14 protein-coding genes are annotated in these 18,523 nt (G+C 67.1%); 10 read left to right on the forward strand and 4 right to left on the reverse strand.

Annotated elements, in window-relative coordinates:
• The first annotated feature begins 35 nt into the window (after positions 1 to 35).
• Genes PI246_RS01510 through PI246_RS01525 form a run of 4 tightly spaced genes read left to right on the forward strand, consistent with a single transcriptional unit; the run spans position 36 to position 4,079 of the window.
• Positions 36 to 752, forward strand: a complete 717-nt coding sequence (locus PI246_RS01510) for an MtnX-like HAD-IB family phosphatase (RefSeq protein WP_320549520.1) — start codon at positions 36 to 38, stop codon at positions 750 to 752.
• Positions 749 to 2,155: an aspartate aminotransferase family protein gene (locus tag PI246_RS01515; RefSeq protein WP_320549521.1), complete on the forward strand. Its 1,407-nt coding sequence runs from the start codon at positions 749 to 751 to the stop codon at positions 2,153 to 2,155. Before PI246_RS01510 ends, PI246_RS01515 begins: the two co-directional genes overlap by 4 nt.
• Positions 2,156 to 2,176: 21 nt before the next feature.
• Positions 2,177 to 3,241, forward strand: coding sequence for a GNAT family N-acetyltransferase (locus PI246_RS01520; RefSeq protein WP_320549522.1), 1,065 nt, complete (start codon positions 2,177 to 2,179; stop codon positions 3,239 to 3,241).
• Complete coding sequence (locus PI246_RS01525; RefSeq protein WP_320549523.1) at positions 3,219 to 4,079, forward strand: arginase family protein; 861 nt, start codon at positions 3,219 to 3,221, stop codon at positions 4,077 to 4,079. Before PI246_RS01520 ends, PI246_RS01525 begins: the two co-directional genes overlap by 23 nt.
• Positions 4,080 to 4,088: 9 nt before the next feature.
• On the opposite strand, the gene PI246_RS01530 is transcribed toward PI246_RS01525, so the two are convergent.
• Positions 4,089 to 5,090 carry a YeiH family protein gene (locus PI246_RS01530; RefSeq protein WP_320549524.1) on the reverse strand — a complete coding sequence of 334 codons (1,002 nt, stop codon included), beginning with the start codon at positions 5,088 to 5,090 and terminating at the stop codon, positions 4,089 to 4,091.
• 92 nt (positions 5,091 to 5,182) lie between these two features.
• Here PI246_RS01530 and PI246_RS01535 point away from each other — a divergent pair, with 92 nt between their 5' ends.
• Entirely contained in the window at positions 5,183 to 6,067 is an 885-nt protein-coding gene (locus tag PI246_RS01535; RefSeq protein ID WP_320549525.1) for a LysR substrate-binding domain-containing protein, read from the forward strand.
• A gap of 119 nt (positions 6,068 to 6,186) precedes the next feature.
• On the opposite strand, the gene PI246_RS01540 is transcribed toward PI246_RS01535, so the two are convergent.
• Complete coding sequence (locus PI246_RS01540) at positions 6,187 to 8,319, reverse strand: M13 family metallopeptidase (RefSeq protein ID WP_320549526.1); 2,133 nt, start codon at positions 8,317 to 8,319, stop codon at positions 6,187 to 6,189.
• A 270-nt stretch (positions 8,320 to 8,589) separates the two neighbouring features.
• Between PI246_RS01540 and PI246_RS01545 the strand changes: the two genes are divergently transcribed.
• Positions 8,590 to 10,269, forward strand: a complete 1,680-nt coding sequence (locus tag PI246_RS01545) for a phospholipase C (protein ID WP_320549527.1) — start codon at positions 8,590 to 8,592, stop codon at positions 10,267 to 10,269.
• Complete coding sequence (locus tag PI246_RS01550) at positions 10,262 to 11,884, forward strand: multicopper oxidase family protein (RefSeq protein WP_320549528.1); 1,623 nt, start codon at positions 10,262 to 10,264, stop codon at positions 11,882 to 11,884. Before PI246_RS01545 ends, PI246_RS01550 begins: the two co-directional genes overlap by 8 nt.
• A 34-nt stretch (positions 11,885 to 11,918) precedes the next feature.
• Here PI246_RS01550 and PI246_RS01555 read toward each other — a convergent pair whose 3' ends face one another.
• Positions 11,919 to 13,709, reverse strand: coding sequence for a M14 family metallopeptidase (locus tag PI246_RS01555; protein WP_320549529.1), 1,791 nt, complete (start codon positions 13,707 to 13,709; stop codon positions 11,919 to 11,921).
• A 221-nt stretch (positions 13,710 to 13,930) separates the two neighbouring features.
• Between PI246_RS01555 and PI246_RS01560 the strand changes: the two genes are divergently transcribed.
• The gene (locus tag PI246_RS01560; RefSeq protein WP_320549530.1) at positions 13,931 to 14,596 is read left to right on the forward strand and encodes a response regulator transcription factor; all 666 of its coding nucleotides are present in this window, start codon (positions 13,931 to 13,933) and stop codon (positions 14,594 to 14,596) included.
• Positions 14,593 to 15,984: an ATP-binding protein gene (locus tag PI246_RS01565; protein WP_320549531.1), complete on the forward strand. Its 1,392-nt coding sequence runs from the start codon at positions 14,593 to 14,595 to the stop codon at positions 15,982 to 15,984. The genes PI246_RS01560 and PI246_RS01565 overlap by 4 nt, the downstream gene beginning before the upstream one ends.
• Before the next feature lie 3 nt (positions 15,985 to 15,987).
• On the opposite strand, the gene PI246_RS01570 is transcribed toward PI246_RS01565, so the two are convergent.
• Entirely contained in the window at positions 15,988 to 17,856 is a 1,869-nt protein-coding gene (locus PI246_RS01570) for a M61 family metallopeptidase (RefSeq protein ID WP_320549532.1), read from the reverse strand.
• Positions 17,857 to 17,985: 129 nt separating this feature from the next.
• Here PI246_RS01570 and PI246_RS01575 point away from each other — a divergent pair, with 129 nt between their 5' ends.
• Entirely contained in the window at positions 17,986 to 18,432 is a 447-nt protein-coding gene (locus PI246_RS01575) for a DUF4442 domain-containing protein (RefSeq protein ID WP_320549533.1), read from the forward strand.
• The last annotated feature ends 91 nt before the right edge of the window (positions 18,433 to 18,523 follow it).

Below are 18,523 nucleotides of genomic sequence, written 5' to 3' on the forward strand. Positions count from 1 at the left end.
CCTCACGATCAATCCTCGCCAAGACGTATCCGGACGTGTCTAGTCATCTTTCCTGGAACATCCTCTGCGACTTCGACGGCACCATCGCCGTGGAAGACGTCATCGACTCCCTCCTGGACCGTTACGGCCGCCCGGGGTGGGAAGTCCTCGAGCGCGACTGGCGCGCCGGCGTCATCGGCTCCGCGGCCTGCATGGCGGGCCAGGTGGCCCTGCTGGACATGAGCCAGGACGAACTGCGCCGCCACCTGGCGGGCCTGCACATCGACCATGGCTTCGCCGCCTTCGTGAAGGCCGCCGACGACCTCGGCATGCCGCTGGAAATCGTCAGCGACGGCCTGGACCACGCGATCCACGCGATCCTCGCCAACCACGGCATCGGCGGCCTGCCCACCGTCGCCAACCACCTGCTCCAGGCCGGTCCGCGCCAGTGGAGCCTGACCTCGCCCTACAGCGTCGACGGTTGCCGCAGCGGCACCTGCAAGTGCGCCCGCGTATCCAACGCGAAGGCGCGCGGCGGCAAGACGCTGCTGATCGGCGATGGCGCCTCCGACTTCTGCGCGGCCGACCGCGTCGACTTCGTGTTCGCCAAGAACCGTCTGATCGAGCACTGCCGCGCCGCCGGCATCCCGTATGCGCCCATCGCCAGCTTCGACGAGGCGCGCGAATTGCTTCCCGCCCTGCTCGACGGCCGCCTGCCCCCGCAGACCGTCCTTCCCACGCTTGCGCCGAACTCCCAGGAAATCCCCGCATGAACGTTCTTTCCCGCAACCCCGATCTGGTCATCGACGACGCGACCCTGCTCGCGGACGAGGCGAAGTACTGCTCGTTCGGCGACACCGTGCATTACGTCGATCCGCCGAAGATCTTCCGTCACGCCGAAGGCAGCTACATCTACGACAGCGAGAACATCCCGTTCCTCGACCTGCAGATGTGGTATTCGGCCGTGAATTTCGGTTACGGCAACAAGCGCCTCAACGACCGCCTCAAGGCGCAGATCGACCTGCTGCCGCAGGTGGCCAGCCAGTACCTGCACCAGGGCAAGATCGAGCTGGCGAAGACCATCGCCGTCGACGCGAAGAAAAAGTTCGGCCTCGACGGTCGCTGCCACTTCAACGTGGGTGGCGCGCAGGCGGTGGAAGATTCGCTCAAGCTCGTGCGTAACGCCCGCGGCGGCAAGAGCCTGATGTTCGCCTTCGAGGGCGGCTACCATGGCCGTACCCTGGGCGCGTCGTCCATCACCTCCAGCTACCGCTATCGCCGCCGCTTCGGCCACTTCGGCGAGCGCGCGCAGTTCATTCCGTTCCCGTACCCGTTCCGCCGCCCGAAGGGCATGACGCCGGAGGAATACTCCGACGCCTGCGTGCGCCAGTTCGAGCGCCTGTTCGAAACCGAATACAACGGCGTGTGGGATCCGAAGGTGAACGAGGCCGAATACGCCGCGTTCTACGTGGAACCCATCCAGGGTACCGGCGGCTACGTCATCCCGCCGAAGAACTTCTTCATCGACCTGAAGAAGGTGCTCGACAAGTACGGCATCCTCATGGTCGTCGACGAAATCCAGATGGGTTTCTGGCGCACCGGCAAGCTGTGGTCGATCGAGCACTTCGGCGTGCAGCCGGACGTCATCGTCTTCGGCAAGGCGCTCACTAACGGTCTCAACCCGCTGTCCGGCATCTGGGCGCGCGAAGAGCTGATCAACCCGACCATCTTCCCGCCTGGCTCCACCCACTCCACGTTCAACTCCAACCCGCTGGGCACGGCCTTGGGCCTGGAAGTGATCCAGATGGGCCACGAGCTCGACTACGAGACCATGGTGGCGGCCAAGGGCAAGCACTTCCTCGAGGGTCTGCGCGACCTCCAGAAGCGCCACAAGGAAATCGGCGACGTCGACGGCCTCGGCCTCGCGCTGCGCGCCGAGATCTGCACCGACGACGGCTTCACGCCGAACAAGGCGCTGCTCGATCGCATGGTCGACATCGGCCTGGCCGGTGGGCTGACCCACAACGGCAAGAAGATCGGCCTCGTGCTCGACGTGGGCGGCTGGTACAAGAACGTGATCACGTTCGCCCCGTCGCTCGACATCAGCCACGACGAGATCGACCTCGCCATCTCGCTGCTCGACCAGTTGCTCACGCTGGCCAAGCGCGGCGGCTGATCCCCCGGAACCCCAGGTCCGATGGGCTTCGTGAACCAGCTCGAGCCGGATACCCTGCTCGAGCACTTCGCCCGCCATCCGCCACCGGGATTCGTTCCCCGCGTCGCGGCGGATGGTGCGCCGCTGTTCGTGACGCCGTTCGACCTGCTGACCACGGCCGACGACGACCTGCGCAAGCGGGTGTCGTCGTTGCCGTTACAGGGGGCGCTCAAGCGTTTGCTGACCCCGCGCACCTGTTTCGCCGGCACCACCGTCTCGGAATATTCCCTGTTCGCCGCGTCGAGCGATCCGGCAACGGTGGCGCGCGACTGGGCGGCGCGGTTCGGCCGTGAAAACCCGTTGCTGATCGTCAAGGACCTCGCGCTCGATTCCCCGTTGACCAGCCTCGCCGATCGCGCGTGGACGGCACGTTTCGTCGACGCTGCCCGAGACGAGGGTTACTTCGTGGTCGAGGGGCAGGCGCTGGCCTACGTGCCGATCGAATTCGCGTCGATCGACGACTACCTCGGTCGCTTGTCGTCGTCGCGACGCAAAGACCTTCGTCGCAAGCTGCGTTCGCGCGAACGCCTGCGCGTCGAGCGCGTACGCACGGGCGAGCCGTTCGCATCCGACGACCGCGTCGATGCGTACTACGCTCTGTTCGACAACGTCTACGCGCAGAGCGAGGTGCATTTCGACCGGCTCGGTCGCGACTTCTTCGCCGCGGCGTTGCGCGGGCCCGGCGGCATCGTGTTCGCCTATTACGACGGCGACGCGCTGGTGGGCTGGAACCTCTGCTACGAGCACGAGGGGAAGCTGCTCGACAAGTACGTGGGCTTCGCCTACCCGGCCGCCCGCGATCTCAACCTTTATTTCGTCAGCTGGTTCGTCAACCTTGAATACGCGCTGGAGCGCGGGCTCGCCTTCTACGTGGCCGGCTGGACCGATCCCGAGGTGAAGGCCCAGCTCGGCGCGCGTTTCCACGTAACGCGGCATGCGGTGTTCGTGCGCAACCGCCTGCTGCGCGCGGTGCTTCGCCGTTTCGCACATCATTTCGAATCCGATGGTCGCTGGGAGGCGCACGATGCGGCAGCCGGTTGTTCTTGACGTCGACGGGTCGGTGGGCGCTATCGCGCGCCGCATCGTGCTGCCGTTGCGCGAGTGGGAAGAGGGTGTCCGCTTCGGCTGCTCCGTCACGCAGCTGCGCCGTTTCGCCGTCGCGATCGGCGACGCGTTGCCGCGCGACCATGGCACGGTTTTCCTCGGCAGCGGCGACTTCCATCATCTCACCTGGCCGCTCGTCGAGCGGGTGCCGGGCACGGAAGGCTTCCAGGTGGTGGTGCTCGACAACCATCCGGACAACATGCGCTTTCCGTTCGGCGTGCACTGCGGTTCGTGGGTGCGTCGCGTGGCGATGATGCCGCGCGTCTCGCACGTGCACGTCATCGGTATCACCTCGTCCGACATCGGCCGCGGCCACGCCTGGGAGAATTACCTCGGGCCGCTGCGCGCTGGCAAGCTGACGTACTGGTCCAGCGGCGTCGACGTGGGCTGGGCGCGGCGCCTGGGCATCGGCAAAGCGTTCCGTACGTTCGCTTCGTCGGGCGCGATGGTCGACGCCTTCGTCGACATGCAGGCCGCGTCGACCGAGCCGGTCTACCTCTCGATCGACAAGGACGCCTACGCACCCGACGTGGCGATGACCAACTGGGACCAGGGCACGCTGAGCGAAGAGGGCGGCGCCGCGATCGTCGGCTCCGTCGCGGGTCGCGTGCTGGCCAGCGACGTCACCGGCGAGATCTCGCGCTACCGCTACAAAACCTGGTGGAAGCGACGGCTCAGCGCGATGGACGGGCAGGAGACGATCGACCCCGTGCGGCTGTGCGAATGGCAGGCGCAGCAGCATGCCTTGAACGTGCGCCTGCTATCGCTCATCCACCGCTGAGCGAACGGCTCACCAGCGGCCAATGAGGTGCTGTACGGCGAGGCTGGTCAACGCCACCGCCGCCCACACGCCCAGGCCGAGCAGGATCGGCCGCGGACCGGTCGACGCCATCTTGCGCAGGTCCGCCGACAGCCCGATGGCCGTCAGCGCCACCACGATCAGGCCTTCCGCGATCAGGTGGATCACCGGCAGCGCCGGCTCGGGCACCCAGCCCAAGGTGCGGATGGCCGACGCGACGAGAAACCACAGGATGAACCAGGGGAAGATCCGGGCGAGGCTGAAATCCGCCGAGCCGCCGCGTTTCTCACGCAGCGCCACCACGAACGCGATCGCCAGGCAGATCGGAATGATCAGGGTCGCCCGGGTGAGTTTCACGATGGTGGCGTAGTCGCCGGCGGCATGGCTGTAGGTATAACCGGCGGCCACGACCGACGAGGTGTCGTTGATCGCCGTGCCGGCCCACAGGCCGAAGCCGAGATCCGACAGGCCCATCCAGTGGCCGAGCGCAGGAAAGGTCAGTACGGCCACCAGGTTGAACAGGAAAATGGTGGAGATGGCGAAGGCCGTGTCGTGTTCGTCCGCCTTGACGATGGGTACCACGGCCGCGATGGCCGAGCCGCCGCAGATCGCGGTGCCCACGCCGACCAGCAGCTTCAGCATGTCGTGCACGCGCAGCAGGCGACCGAGCGCGAGGGCGACGAGGCCGGCGGCCGTCACGGTCGCGAGCGTGACCGAGAGCGATTCGGCGCCGGTCCGGGCGACCTGGGTGATGCTCAACCCGAAGCCGAGCGCGATGATCGACCACTGCAACACCTGCTTCGAGGCGAAGCGGATGCCAGGGGTGAAGCGAGCCGACGGCGAAAAAAACTGGCGCACGAGGATGCCCAGCACGATGCCGAAGACGGCGCCGCCGACCAGCGGTAGCCGGCGGCCGAGCGCGAAAGCCACGGCGGCGAGGCCGAAGGCGAGGGCGAGGCCGGGCAGGCGGGCAGGCGAAGCGGGGGTGGACATGGCAGGCATCCGTAGCGGGAACCCGTTCATTGTCGCGACGTGGATTCAATAAGCATATTGAAAATGACTTATTCAATGTATAAATAATACTTATGCAATCGGTCAGTCCTCGCCAGCTCGACGTGTTCGTCGCCGTCGCCACGATGGGCAGCGTGCGCAGCGCGGCGGAGCGGCTTTTCCTCAGCCAGCCGGCGGCATCGATGGCCCTGGGCGAACTGGAGCGCCAGATCGGGGCACCGCTTTTCGATCGTGAGCGCGGTCGCCTGCGCCTGAACGATCGCGGACGCGATCTGCTGCCGCTCGCGCGTGAACTGATCGAGCGCCACGCGGAGTTCGGGCGGCGTGCCCGGGGCGGCACCGCCGGCCTGACCGGCGAGATCGGGGTCGGCGCGAGCAACACGATCGGCAACTACCTGGTGGGCGACCTGCTCGGCCCGTTCGCGACGGCGTGGCCGGGCGTGTCGTTGCGCCTGGGCGTGGCGAATACCTCACGCATCGCCCAGGGCGTGCTCGATCACGATTTCGACGTCGGCTGCGTCGAAGGCCCCGTGACGCATCCGGCACTGGAGGTGCGACCGTGGCGCGACGATCGCCTCGTCGTCTGCGCCCGGCTGGGGCATCCCCTGGCGGCGCGCAAGCGGCTGCGTCGAGAGGATTTCGCGGACGAGCGCTGGGTGTTGCGCGAGCGCGGTTCGGCGACGCGGTCGCTCAGCGAGCGGGCATTGGCCGAACTCCCCGAAGGACGCACGGTGCTGGAACTCGACCAATCCGAGGCGATCAAGCAGGCCGTGATCGCCGGGCTGGGCATCGCCTGCCTTCCTGAGGTCGCCGTGACCGACGCGGTGCAAACAGGTCGCCTCGCGGTGCTACCGACGCCGTTCCTCGATTTGCGCCGCACGTTGTCGTTGCTGGTGCATCGGCAGCGTTATCGAGGCGCGGTGCTTGAGGCATTTCTGGCGACCGTGGCGTCGAGGTAAGGCCCGTTCGCCGATACCCCGAGCCATCGCGAGAGCGCCCCAGCGCAACGGTGCCCGCAATCGCGCAAAAAAAACGCCGCGGAAACCGCGGCGTTTTTCGTCCAGCTAACGACCGGCGATTACCAGATCTTTACCTGCTTGTCGCCCGAACGCACCATCTTCGAGTCTGGCTTGCACTGGAACGCCGTGGCGAAGGCTTCCATGTTCGACGGGGCGCCGATCGCGCGAAGCGAGGCCGGGGCGTGCGGGTCGACGTTGAGGTAGAGCATAGCCTGCTTGTCGCGCACGCTGCCGCGCCACACGCGCGCCCAGTTGAGGAAGAAGCGCTGGTCCTGCGTGTAGCCGTCGATCTTGCTCTGGGCTTCCTGCGGGTTCTTCTTCAGGGCTTCCTGCAGCGCGTCGTAGGCCACGTTGATGCCGCCCAGGTCGGCGATGTTCTCACCCAGGGTCAGCTTGCCGTTGACGTGCAGGTCCGGGTGGTCCTTGAGCGGGGTGTAGTCGTTGAACTGCTGCACGAGCTTATCGGTGCGCTCGTCGAACTTCTTGCGATCTTCCTTCGTCCACCATTTCTTGTTGTTGCCCTCGCCGTCGAACTGGCTTCCCTCGTCGTCGAAGCCATGGCTGGCCTCGTGGCCGATCACGGCGCCGATGCCGCCGTAGTTGATGCCGTCGTCGCCGTTGGCGTCGAAGAACGGCGGCTGCAGGATCGCGGCCGGGAAGTTGATCGTGTTGTCGGTCGGGTTGTAGTAAGCGTTGACCGTCTGCGGCGTCATGCCCCACTCGAGGCGGTCGGTCGGCTTGCCGATCTTCGCGATGTCGTAGTGATAGTTGAACTTCGAGGCGGCCTCGACGTTGCCGAAGTAGTTGTCGCCGTTGACGTCCAGGCCCGACCAGTCACGCCACTTGTCCGGGTAGCCGATCTTCGGCAGGAACGTGTTCCACTTGGCGATGGCTTTCTGCTTGGTCTCGTCGCTCATCCAGTCGAGCTTCTCGATGCGCGCCTTCAGGGCGTTGCGCACGTTGGTGACCAGTTCGTTGGCGCGCTCCTTGGCCTCCGGCTTGAACACCTTGGCGACGTAGAGCTGGCCGAGGGCTTCGCCCATCGATCCGTTGACCGTGCCCAGCACGCGCTTCCAGCGCGGCTTCTGCTGCGGCTGGCCGGCGAGGGTCTTGCCGTAGAAGTCGAACTTGTTGTCCTGGAAATTCTTCGACAGGTAAGGCGAGGCGCTGTCGATGGCGTGGAAGCGCAGGTAGGCCTGCCACGTGGATACCGGCGTGGATGCCAGCATCTTGTCGAACTCCTTGAAGAACTTCGGCTGCGACAGCGAGAAGCCCTTGTCGATCGTCACGCCCTGGGTGGAGAAGAACTTTGCCCAGTCGAAGTGCGGGGTAATCTTGTCGGCCTCGGCGACCGTGACGAAGTGATACTGGTTCTCCGGCGCGCGCAGTTCGACCGGCGCCAGCGAGGCGGCGGCGAGCTGGGTTTCGAACTTCATCACGAGGTCGGCCTGCTTGGCCGCGTCGGCGTCCGGTACGCCGGCCAGTTCGAGCGTCTTGGTGATGTAGGCGACGTAGGCCTTGCGGTTGTCGGCCTGCTTCGGATCGGTGTAGTAATCCTTGGTGGGCAGGCCCAGGCCGTCCTGGTTCGCGTAGCCGATCTGCATCTTCGCGTTCTGGAAATCGGCGCCCGCACTGAACGAGAACACGTAGCCGTTGCCGTCGTTGAAGCTGGTGTCGAGGAAGCCGACGATGTCGCTCGGGGTCTTGAGCGCGTCGATCTTGGCCAACTCAGGCTTCAGCGGATCGATGCCGGCTTTTTCGATGGCGGCGTCGTTCATGCCCGAGCGGTAGAGGAGACCGATCTTCTGCTCGATCGAACCGGCCTTGGCCGAGTCGGCGCCCTTGTCGGCGGCGTCCACGATCTCGTGCTGCGTGTTGAGGCTGTTTTCAGCCAGCTGGTCGAACGCGCCCCACCGGGTGCGGTCGTCGGGAATCGGATTGGCGGCCACCCACTTGGCATTGACGAAGCCGTTGAAGTCGTCGCACGCGTTGATGCCGGTGTCCAGGTCGGCCACGTTGAAGGTCGGACCGGCCGGCTTGGCGGCCGCGGCGGCGGTGCTGGCCGGGGCCGGCGCCGAGGCGGGGGCGGCGGGCTGGGCGGGCGCGGCGGTATCGTCGTGCTTGCTGCACGCGGTGCCCGCGAGCGCGATGCTCAGGGCCAGCGCGAGCGGCTTCAGGTACGGCTTGGTCATGGATGTCCCTCAGGGTTTGGGTGGTTCCCGGCGCGCGGGCACCGGCGGACCCCGAGGATACCCGCCCGGAAAAGGGTATGGGCGGGCATGTGACGGAAGTCATGGATGCCCGGCGGTCCGTCCCATTCCGTGACCGGGCGCATGGGACGGCACCTGACGGGGCGCTTGTCCCGTCTTTGTCATGCACGGGCGATACCCTCGCGCCAGACCGCATGACAGGGGATGCGGGCGAAGCCACCGGCACTGTCCCAACGTTCGAGGAGCCACGTCATGCGCAAGTTACTGGCCGTAGGCATCGCCTGCGTGCTCACCCTGTCCGCCGCGTCGATCGCCGCGCAGCAGCTCGCTCCGGCCGATCAGCCGTCCGCCCTGGGCCTGTTCCCGGACCACGGCGGCCACCGCACCGCCACCCCGATCAAGCACCTGGTGGTGATTTTCCAGGAGAACGTCTCCTTCGATCATTACTTCGGCACCTATCCGTTCGCCCAGAACGGCAGCGGCGAGCCGTCGTTCTACGCCCGCCCGTTCACGCCGCGGGTGAACGGTCTCGACCATCGCCTGCTCACGAACAACCCCACGGCGAAGAACGCCGCCAACGGCGACGGCGCGATCAACCCGTTCCGCCTGTCCCGCGCCCAGGCCGCCACCGCCGATCAGGACCACGATTACACCGCGGAACAGCGCGCCTTCGACGGCGGTCGCATGGACCTGTTTCCCAAGTACACCGGTCGCGGCGAGACCCTGCCGGGCGCGGATGCGTCGCAGGAAGGCCAGGGCCAGGTCATGGGCTACTTCGACGGCAACACCGTCACCGCGATGTGGAACTACGCCCAGTACTTCGCGATGAGCGACAACAGCTACGGCACGACCTTCGGCCCGTCGACGCCAGGCGCGATCAACCTCATCGCCGGGCAGACGGCGGGCGTGGTCGACACCCTCAACGGTACGGGCGACGAGACCGACGACGGCCATGGCGGGCTCACGCTGATCGGCGACGCCGATCCGCTGGGCGACGTCTGCTCCTCGCCGACCGCCAACCAGGTGACCCTGGGCGGGCGCAACATCGGCGACCTGCTGAACGACCGCGGTGTCACCTGGGGCTGGTTCCAGGGCGGCTTCGACCTGTCACGCGTCAACGCCGACGGCAGCACCGGCTGCGCGCGCCGGACGTTGTCGGCGGTGACGCATGCGTCGAAGAACGACTACAGCCCGCATCACGCGCCGTTCCAGTACTACCCGTCGACCGCCAACCCGACCCACGCGCGGCCGACCTCGGTGGCGATGATCGGCAAGACCGACGCGGCCAACCATCAATACGACCTTACCGATTTCTACGACGCGCTCGACGCCGGCCACCTGCCGTCGGTCAGTTTCCTCAAGGCCCCGGCTTACCAGGACGGCCACGCCGGCTATTCCGATCCGGTCGACGAGCAGGCTTTCGTGGTGCACGTGATGAATGCGCTGCAGCAGAGCGGGCAGTGGCGGGACACCGCCGTGGTGATCGCCTACGACGATTCCGACGGCTGGTACGACCACCAGGAACCGCCGCACGTGAACGCCTCGGCCGGCAGCGCCGACGCGCTCGACGGCGACGGCGCGTGCAAGGGCCGGGCGACGCTGCCGGGCCTGGATGGCAAGACGCCGGCCCAGGGTCGCTGCGGCTTCGGCCCGCGCCTGCCGCTGCTGGTCATTTCGCCATGGGCCCGCGAGAACTTCGTCGACCATGGCGTCACCGACCAGAGCTCGATCACCCGCTTCATCGAAGACAACTGGCTCGACGGCAAACGCATCGGTGGCGGCTCGTCGGACGCCCAGGCGGGCAGCCTCGACCGCATGTTCGATTTCGTCCTCCCGCGCCTGTTCGATCGCCAGTTGATCCTCGACGAATCGACCGGCCAGCCGACCCGGCGCCCGGCGTGGCCGTGGCCGTTCACCCCCACGCATGGTTGATCGTCGCCGCTTCCTCAAGGGGGCGGGGCTGTGGGCCGCGGCGGGATGGCTCCCGTCGCGGCTGCTCGCGCACGACATGCACGCGATGAAGCACGCCGCCGATGGCCAGGTGGGCAACGCGCTGTGCATGCACGCCATGGGTGACGCCACGCGCATGCCTGGCCTGGTGGATCCCGCCACGCTCGCGCCCTTCGTCGATGCCCTGCCACGGCCGCCGGTGCATCGCCCCGCCGCCGGCGATACGCTGCGCATCCGCATGGCCCGCAGCACGCACACGCTGCATCGCGACCTCCCGCCCACCGAGTTGTGGACTTACGACGGCCACTACCCCGGCCCTACCATCGAGGCGCACACAGGCGTGCCGTTCGACGTGGTCTGGGAAAACGCGCTGCCGACGACGCATTTCCTGCCAGTGGATCACGCGATCTGCGGCGCGGAAAAGGACAAGCCGCAGGTACGGGCGATCGTGCACCTGCACGGCGCGAAGGTGCCGCATACGGACGATGGTTACCCGGAAGATTGGTACGTGCCGGGCAAGGCGCGCCGGCACCACTACCCGAACGCGCAGGATGCGGCGACGCTCTGGTATCACGACCATGCGATGGGCATCAATCGGCTGAACATGTATGCCGGGTTGATGGGGCTCTATCTCCTGCGCGACGCGCACGAGCTGTCGCTCGGCCTTCCGTCGGGCGACTTCGAGCTGCCGTTGGTGCTGGCCGATCGGCTGCTGCACGCCGACGGTCGGCTCTACTACCCCGATTCGGGCGACGCGAAAGCGCCCTGGGTGCCGGAGGTGTTCGGCAACCTCACCCTCGTCAACGGCGCGATCCTGCCGCGGGCCGACGTCCAGGCGCGGCGCTATCGCCTGCGCGTGCTCAACGCCGCCAACGGGCGGTTCTATCACCTGCGGTTCCGTGACGGTCGTCCCTTCCAGGTGATCGGCTCCGACCAGGGGCTGCTCGCGGCACCGGCGACGGTGCGTTCGGTGTTCGTCGCGCCCGGCGAGCGCGTGGACCTCGTGGTGGATTTCGCCGCGGCGCGCGGTATGGCGGTCGAACTGATGAACGACGCGTTGCCGCTGATGCGCTTCGCGGTGGGAGCCGGTCAGGTGCGGGACGACAGCCGTGTGCCGGCGACGCTGCGGGAGGTGCCGCGTTTGACGGAAGCCAGCGCGTCGAAGACGCGCGAGTTGACGCTAGACGAATACAGCGATTGCATCGCGACGCCGATGCTCATGTTGCTCAACGGCAAGCGCTGGCACGATCCGGTCACGGAGACGGTGAAGCTTGGCAGCACCGAGATGTGGAACCTCGTGAACCTCACCGAGGACACCCATCCCATCCACTTGCACCTGGTGCGTTTCCAGGTGCTCGACCGCCGGCCCTACGCCGTGGACGAATACATGGAGAAGAAGACGCTTCGTTACGTCGGTCCGGCGCAGGTGCCGCCGCCGCATGAACGTGGATGGAAAGACGTGGTGCAGGCGTACCCGGGCATGGTGACGCGCATCGTGGCGACGTTCGACGGATACCCAGGCCGTTACGCGTGGCATTGCCATCTCGCCGAGCACGAGGCGAACGAGATGATGCGGCCGTTCGAAGTCGTGGCGTGACCGTCGCACCGGCGCAGGCCGGTGCCCTCGGCCCTCAGTGCAACGGGAGCGAATCCAACGCCCGGGCATCCAGCCTCAGCACCGGATCGTCGCCGACCTTCTGCGCCGTGTACCACGGGCTGCGTTCGAAGAAGAACGCCAGCCGCGCGCGGGGACTGGCGGCGAACGTCGCGTCGCTCTTCAGCTTCGCCTCGAACGCCGCCTTGAGCGACGGATCGGCGGCGAGCATCTTGCGTGCGAGGGCTTCGACGACACGCGGCTCGCCGTATTCTTTCGGCTCGAAGATCGCGTCGAGATAGCCCCAGCGCAGCAGCGAATCCGGCGCGTGTGCGTCGAGCAGGTTGAGCGCGAGGATGGCCTCGGCGGTATCCCCGCGCACGATCACCGTGCCCGCGGGCAGGGTGACCTCCTCGCGCGCCGTGGCGATGTCCACGTCCTTGAGCATGTGATGACCCTCGAACGGCTTCTCCGCCCATTGCGGATGCGTGAGCACGTCGCGTGCGACCGTCACCCGCGCCGCCGCCGCGGTGCGCGTATAACGGATGCCATGCGCATCCAGGCGGTCGATCACCACCGTCCACTGCGGCGGGATCGCCCAGGCGGCCGGTACCGGGGCCGAGGCGTCGGGCAGCAGGTTCGCCCAACTCGGGATGCGGTAGTCCTTCGTCACCGTCGGGTCATAACGCACCCAAAGGTCACCCGAGATCTCGCTGGGCGTCTGCGTGAACGCGTAGCCCTTGAGGGTGACCGTCACCGGGGTGGGGTCTTGTCGGAACGTCACGGGCACGTCGTTTCCCACCCGCGATGCGGCCCACGCGTCGGCCTCGCGGGATGCCCGCAACAGCGCGGCAGGATCGGCGTTGACGTGTGCCATCACGCTGCGCACCACGTCGTAGGTGCCGTGCACGCGCACGGCGTAGGGCTTGAGCATGTGCGTTTCGATCAGCAGCCCGGCGCGGTTGCGGATCGCCGCGTAACCGGTGGAGAAGCGCGGCCCCGAGCCGAAGTTTTCGATGCCTTTGGTGATGTCGCGACCGTCGCGAAACTCGAGGTAGGGCGAGGCGAGATGGCCCATCCGCTCGTATCGCGGCATCACGTCGCCCGCGTAGGCGGCTTTCTGCCAGGCCGCGATCGAGGGCGGTAGCTTGTGCGGGTCCTCCGCGTACCAGGTGAGGTCGTAGGGATAGTCGGCACCGTCGGTGGTGTGGATGTCCACCAGCAGGTCGGGTCGCCAGGTGTTCCACAGGCCAAGCCATGCGCGGGTTTCGGGCGCATCGGCCTTGACGTAGTCGCGGTTGAGGTTGAGGTACTGCGACTGGCCACGAAAGCCCATGGTCTGCGGGCCGTTCTGGTTGATGCGGAAATACGGGCCCGTGTTCTCGTGCCCGTCGACGCTGTAGACCGGGATGAACACAAGGACCGCGTGATCGAGCAGGTGTGGCAGGCGTCCCGTGACCGCGAAATCGCGCAGCAGCATGAGGCCGGCGTCCTTGCCCTCGATCTCGCCGGGATGGATGCCTGCCTGCAGCAGCACGATCGGCTTGGCCGCGGCGCGTGCCCGCGCCGGGGTCAGGTCGCCGTCGCGCGCCGCGATCACCACGATCATGGGGCGGCCTTCCGGCGAGGTTCCGAAGGTTTCCACGCGAAGCCGGTCCGGCGCCGCCGCCGCGAGGCGACGCAGCCAGTCAACGGTGTCGCCGTAGGACGGCGTGGTGCGGAACCCCGACGCTTCGGCGGGCGTGATCCAGGCCTCGGTGCAACGCGCCGCGAGTGGCCAGACGCAGGCGAGGGCAAGCAGCAGGCGGGCGGAAAGCGTCGCGGTCATGGCGTGGTCCGGCAGGGCAATCCGGCATTGTGGGATGTTTTTCCGGCCCCGGCGACTCATGGATAAAAAGAAGAAGGCGTGATCGCCCCGGCCGACCTGCGGCGATCCAGGGCGGACGACCGACGGGCCTTTCCGGCCTGGACCCGCCGTATCGCCTAAGCCCGCGCTAAGCTGGCCGTCAGGATAATCCCTCTTTTCTTGCCGGACAGGTCGCGCTTCCCTTGCACATCATCCTTGTCGAAGACGATGCCCAGTTGGGCGATGCGATCCGCCGCGCCCTCGAACGCCTGGCCTATACGGTCAGTTGGTTTCGCGACGGCAACCAGGCCCTGATCGCCCTGCGCGAGCACGACGCCGACCTGGTGCTGCTCGACCTCGGCCTGCCGGGCAAGGACGGCCTGGACGTGCTTACCGAGGCGCGTCGTCTCCGCGTGAACACGCCGCTCATCGTGATGTCCGCCCGTGACCGGCTCGATGCGCGCATCCGGGCGCTCGACGCCGGCGCGGACGATTACCTCGTAAAGCCGTTTCACCTGGACGAACTCGCGGCGCGGATCCGTTCGCTCGCGCGGCGTGTGCGCGGCGCGGCGGTCAACCGTATCGAGGCGGGGGCCCTGTCGCTCGACCTGGGCACGTTCGAGGTCACCTGGCACGGCGAACGGGTGGACCTGACCCGCCGCGAATTCGCCCTGTTGCAGGCGCTGATGGAACGAGCGGGCCGGATCGTCCGCCGCGAGGCGCTGGAAACCTCCCTCTACGGGCCGGATACCGTTGTCAGCACCAGTGCGCTCGAAGTGCTCGTGCATGCCCTGCGCCGCAAGCTCGGCGCCGGTGCGATCCAGACCGTGCGCGGCTTCGGCTACATGGTGCCGCGGGAGCCCAAGTGAAGCCCGCGAGCCTGCGCAAGCGGCTGCAATGGCTGATCGTGCTGGTGTTGCTCGCGGTGCTGCTGCCGCTGGGCGTGCTCAGCGCGCAGCGTACGCTCGAAGAAGTGGACGAACTCTCTGATGGACGCCTCGCCCAGGCCGCGCGTACGCTGGAGGTGCTCGTGGGCCGCATCGGTGTCGAACAACTGCGCACCCAGCGCCATGCCCGCCTGACGGTGCCGAGTTTTTCCAACCATCCGCAGGAAGTGACCGTGCAGGGGCGCACGTTCGAATCCGAAGTGGGCTTCCAGGTATTCGACCGCGACGGCACGCTGCTACTCGCCACGGAAAACCTGGCCGGCGTGCCGCGGGTGCCGGCGCCGGACGGCTCCTTCGAAGACCTCACCAGCGAACACTACACGTGGCGCGTGTTCACGCTGATCATGGAAGAGCAGGGCATCACGATCCGCGCGGGCGAGCGATACGACAGCCGTCACGAGATCACGCGGGCGCTGTGGATCGAACACGGCCTGCCCATGCTGGTCGGCCTGCCGCTGCTCGCGTTGCTGGTCGGCTGGGCGATCCGTCGCGGATTGGCGCCGCTGGAGGAACTGGAGCGGGCGCTGTCCGCGCGCGAGCCCGGCAGCCACGAACCGATCCACCTCCCCGAGGCACCGGCCGAACTCGAACCGCTGCTGTCGGCGCTCAACGAGCAGATCGCCCGCATCGAGCATGCTCTCGCCCGGGAGCGTCGTTTCAGCGCCGACGTGGCGCATGAACTGCGCACGCCGCTGGCCTCCACCATGATCAACCTCGAAGACGCCATGGCCTCGGCCGGCCCCGACGACACGCAGACGGCGCTGGAGGCCGCGAGGGCCTGCCTGGTATCGCTGGCCCGCCGCACCGAGCAGTTGCTGGCGCTCGCGCGCCTGGAGGCCGGTGCGGCCTCGGGGCCGCGTACGCCGGTGGACATCGCCGAACTCGCCCAGGAAACCCTCGACGAGTTGTCGCCGATCCTCGAACGCGGTGGCGTGGAACTGGGCATCCGTGCGTTACCGGAAGGGCTCGTCGTCGAAGGCTACCCCGTCGCGCTGGGCGCGATGTTGCGCAACCTCCTGGAAAACGCGTTTCGTCATGCGCCCCCGGGTGGACACGTGGAACTGTCCATCGCCCGTGGCGACGACAGCGTGGTCGTCGAGGTCGTGGATGATGGTCCGGGCATCCCGGCGGATCGTCGCGCGTCGATGTTCACCCGTTTCGAGCGCGGCGTGGATACGCAGCACGGCTACGGGTTGGGCCTGTCGATCGTCCAGCGCGCGGCGGAACTGCACGACGCGCGGGTCGAGCTGCTTGATCGCGAGGGGGGGACGGGGCTGCGCGCCGTGATCCGTATCCCCCTCGCCCGCTGAGGGTCAGAGCGGCCTGGCGATGGCGCCGATGAGGTCCTTGCCGTCGCCGCGCACGAGGTGCGGATACTTCAGGCCCCCGTGGTAGTCGACCGCGACGTGGCGGTAATCGTCGACGTCCTTCACCAGGAAATCGATCGGGGCGTTGCCGCCCTTGGCTGCGGTGATAGCGCCCTTGAGCGTCTGGAAGCTGAAATCCTTGCCGTTGACCGCGACCACGGTCACGCCCGGCACGAGGCCGGCGCGCGCCGCCACGCCATCCCACTGGGCGTCGCGGATCTCGCCCTTGTCGCTCACCACCACGCCGAGCGAATACGCCAGGTTCACCGCCTTGCGCAGCGTTTCGCCCGTTTTCATGAAGGGCGTGGGCTTGTCATCGTAGACGAGCTTCCAGCCGCCGCCTTCGATGCCGTGTTCGGGAAGCGTGTCGCCCGTGGCATCGAGGCGATCGCGCAGGAAGGTTTTCCAGTCGTACGGCTGGACGCTGTTGAGCGCGGCGATCACGTCGTCGAAGGTGTAGGTCTTCGGCACGTAGCTGCCGTTGTCCATGCCGTAGAAAGCGCGGGCGAATTCATCCAGCGTGTGCTTGCCGCCGGAGAGCTGGCGGATCTTCGTGTCGACGTCGAGCCAGAGCAACTGGCCTTCGGGGTAGTAGTCCGCGCCGCGGCGGTAGTTGCCCCAGCCGCGGGTGCCGTTGGCGGTGAGCGGGATGGCGTCGGCGGTGTCCTGGAGCGAACGCCACGAACGGCCGGTCCGTGCGGTCATGTCGGCGGCGATGCCCGCGAGGGAGTCGCGCCACTGGTCCGTAGTCCAGATCCCCGAACGCGCCGTGAGCACGCCGGACCAGTAGTCGGTGAGGCCTTCGTAGACCCAGAGCAGGTCGTCCTGCATCGGATCGGTGAACGTCGGCGTCCACAGGTCGGCGGGGCGGCGGAACTTGCCGTTCCACGAGTGCACGTATTCGTGCGGCAGCAGGCTGCCCGCGGCGACGTTGACGTCCGCGTCGGTGAGGAAGTTGGCGAAGAGGCGGTCATCGCTCGACTGGTGGTGTTCCAGGCCGAAATGGCCGGTGTGGTCGGAGGTGACCAACAGGAAGTCGTAGTGACCGTAGTGGTGCGCGCCGAACAGCTTGTTGGCCTGCACCACGAGCGAACGCTGCTTCGCGATCTGCGCGTCGGAGGCTTTCACGCCCTCGGCGGTATCGCCGGTGATGTCCAGGTGCACGGGCACTGCCTGGCCCGGCGCGAGATCGACGCGATTGAAGTACTTGCCGGTCAGCACGGGCGAGTCGACGAGGTTTTCGTAGCTCACCGGCTTGAAGCGCACGGTATCGCCCTCCTGGCCGTCGTTCTCCAGGGCGCTGGCGAACTTCCAGCCGGCAGGCAGCGTCACGCTGGGAGCGATGGTGATCCGGCTCGTGTAATAGCCGGCCGGGTAGAACGACACCTCGTTGAACGACAGCGGGATGTAGTTCGGCGTGGCGGGGGCGAGGTATTCGAAGGACAGTTCGAGCGTTTTCACGCCTTCGGGCACGTCGACGTGGAAGGCGTACATTTCCTTCAGGTCACGCCGCCACGGGATGCGCTTGCCGTTGCCGGTGACGGTGAAGCCCACGACGTTGGGAAGCGGTCCGGTGGGGCCGTGTTCGCCGGGGATCCACTTGGGGTAGTAGAGCACCGCATGGCCGGGGCTGACCGGGATGCTCTCGTGCACGTGGAAGATGTGCCGCTGCTGGTCGGAGAGATCGACCTGCAACGCGAGCTGGCCGGGGTAGGGCTGGTCGACCGGGGCGGGAAGGTCCTGCGCCCAGGCGCCGGTGGTGGTAACGGCGGCGACGGCCGCGGCAAGGGTGGCGCGGCGGAGCGAACGGCGCATGGCTCGGTTCTCGCGGGTGGAGTAAGCCACCGATGGTAGGAGCCTGCGCAGGGCGGACCTGTGCCAGAGGTCACGGCCGTTTGAAACGGGGGACTACGCCGGACCGCGGGGGCTGGCTAGCATGGCCGCATGAAAGCCCGCACCCTCCGTCGCATCTTCAACCTGTGGCCACCCTTTCTCTTCGCCGGCATCCGCGTGCAGCGGCTCGACGACGATTACCGGTATGCCCGCGTGAAGCTGAAGCTGGCCTGGTACAACCGCAATTACGTACGGGTGCACTTTGGCGGCAATCTGTTTTCGATGACCGACCCGTTCTGGATGATCATGGTGCTCAAGTGCCTGGGCGACGACTATGTCGTATGGGACCAGGCGGGCGAGATTCGCTTTGTCGCGCCGGGACGGGCCGACGTGTTCGCGGATTTCCAGATCGACGAGTCGGTACTCGATGAGATCCGTGCGGCGACGGCGGGTGGCGAGAAGTGCCTGCGCTGGTTCGAGACCGACGTGCGCACGGCCTCGGGCGAGGTGGTCGCCGTGGTGCGAAAGCAGGTGTACGTCAGGCGCAAGCGACGCTGACGGTCGTTCTGGCGATGTACCCCCGTTGCCTGACCTTTGCCGAGCCCGCCGATGTAGCGTTCTTGCGACCACCGACCGCATTGCCGTAGAT

Source organism: Luteibacter sahnii, from assembly GCF_034063545.1.
Classification (GTDB): Bacteria; Pseudomonadota; Gammaproteobacteria; order Xanthomonadales; family Rhodanobacteraceae; genus Luteibacter; species Luteibacter sahnii.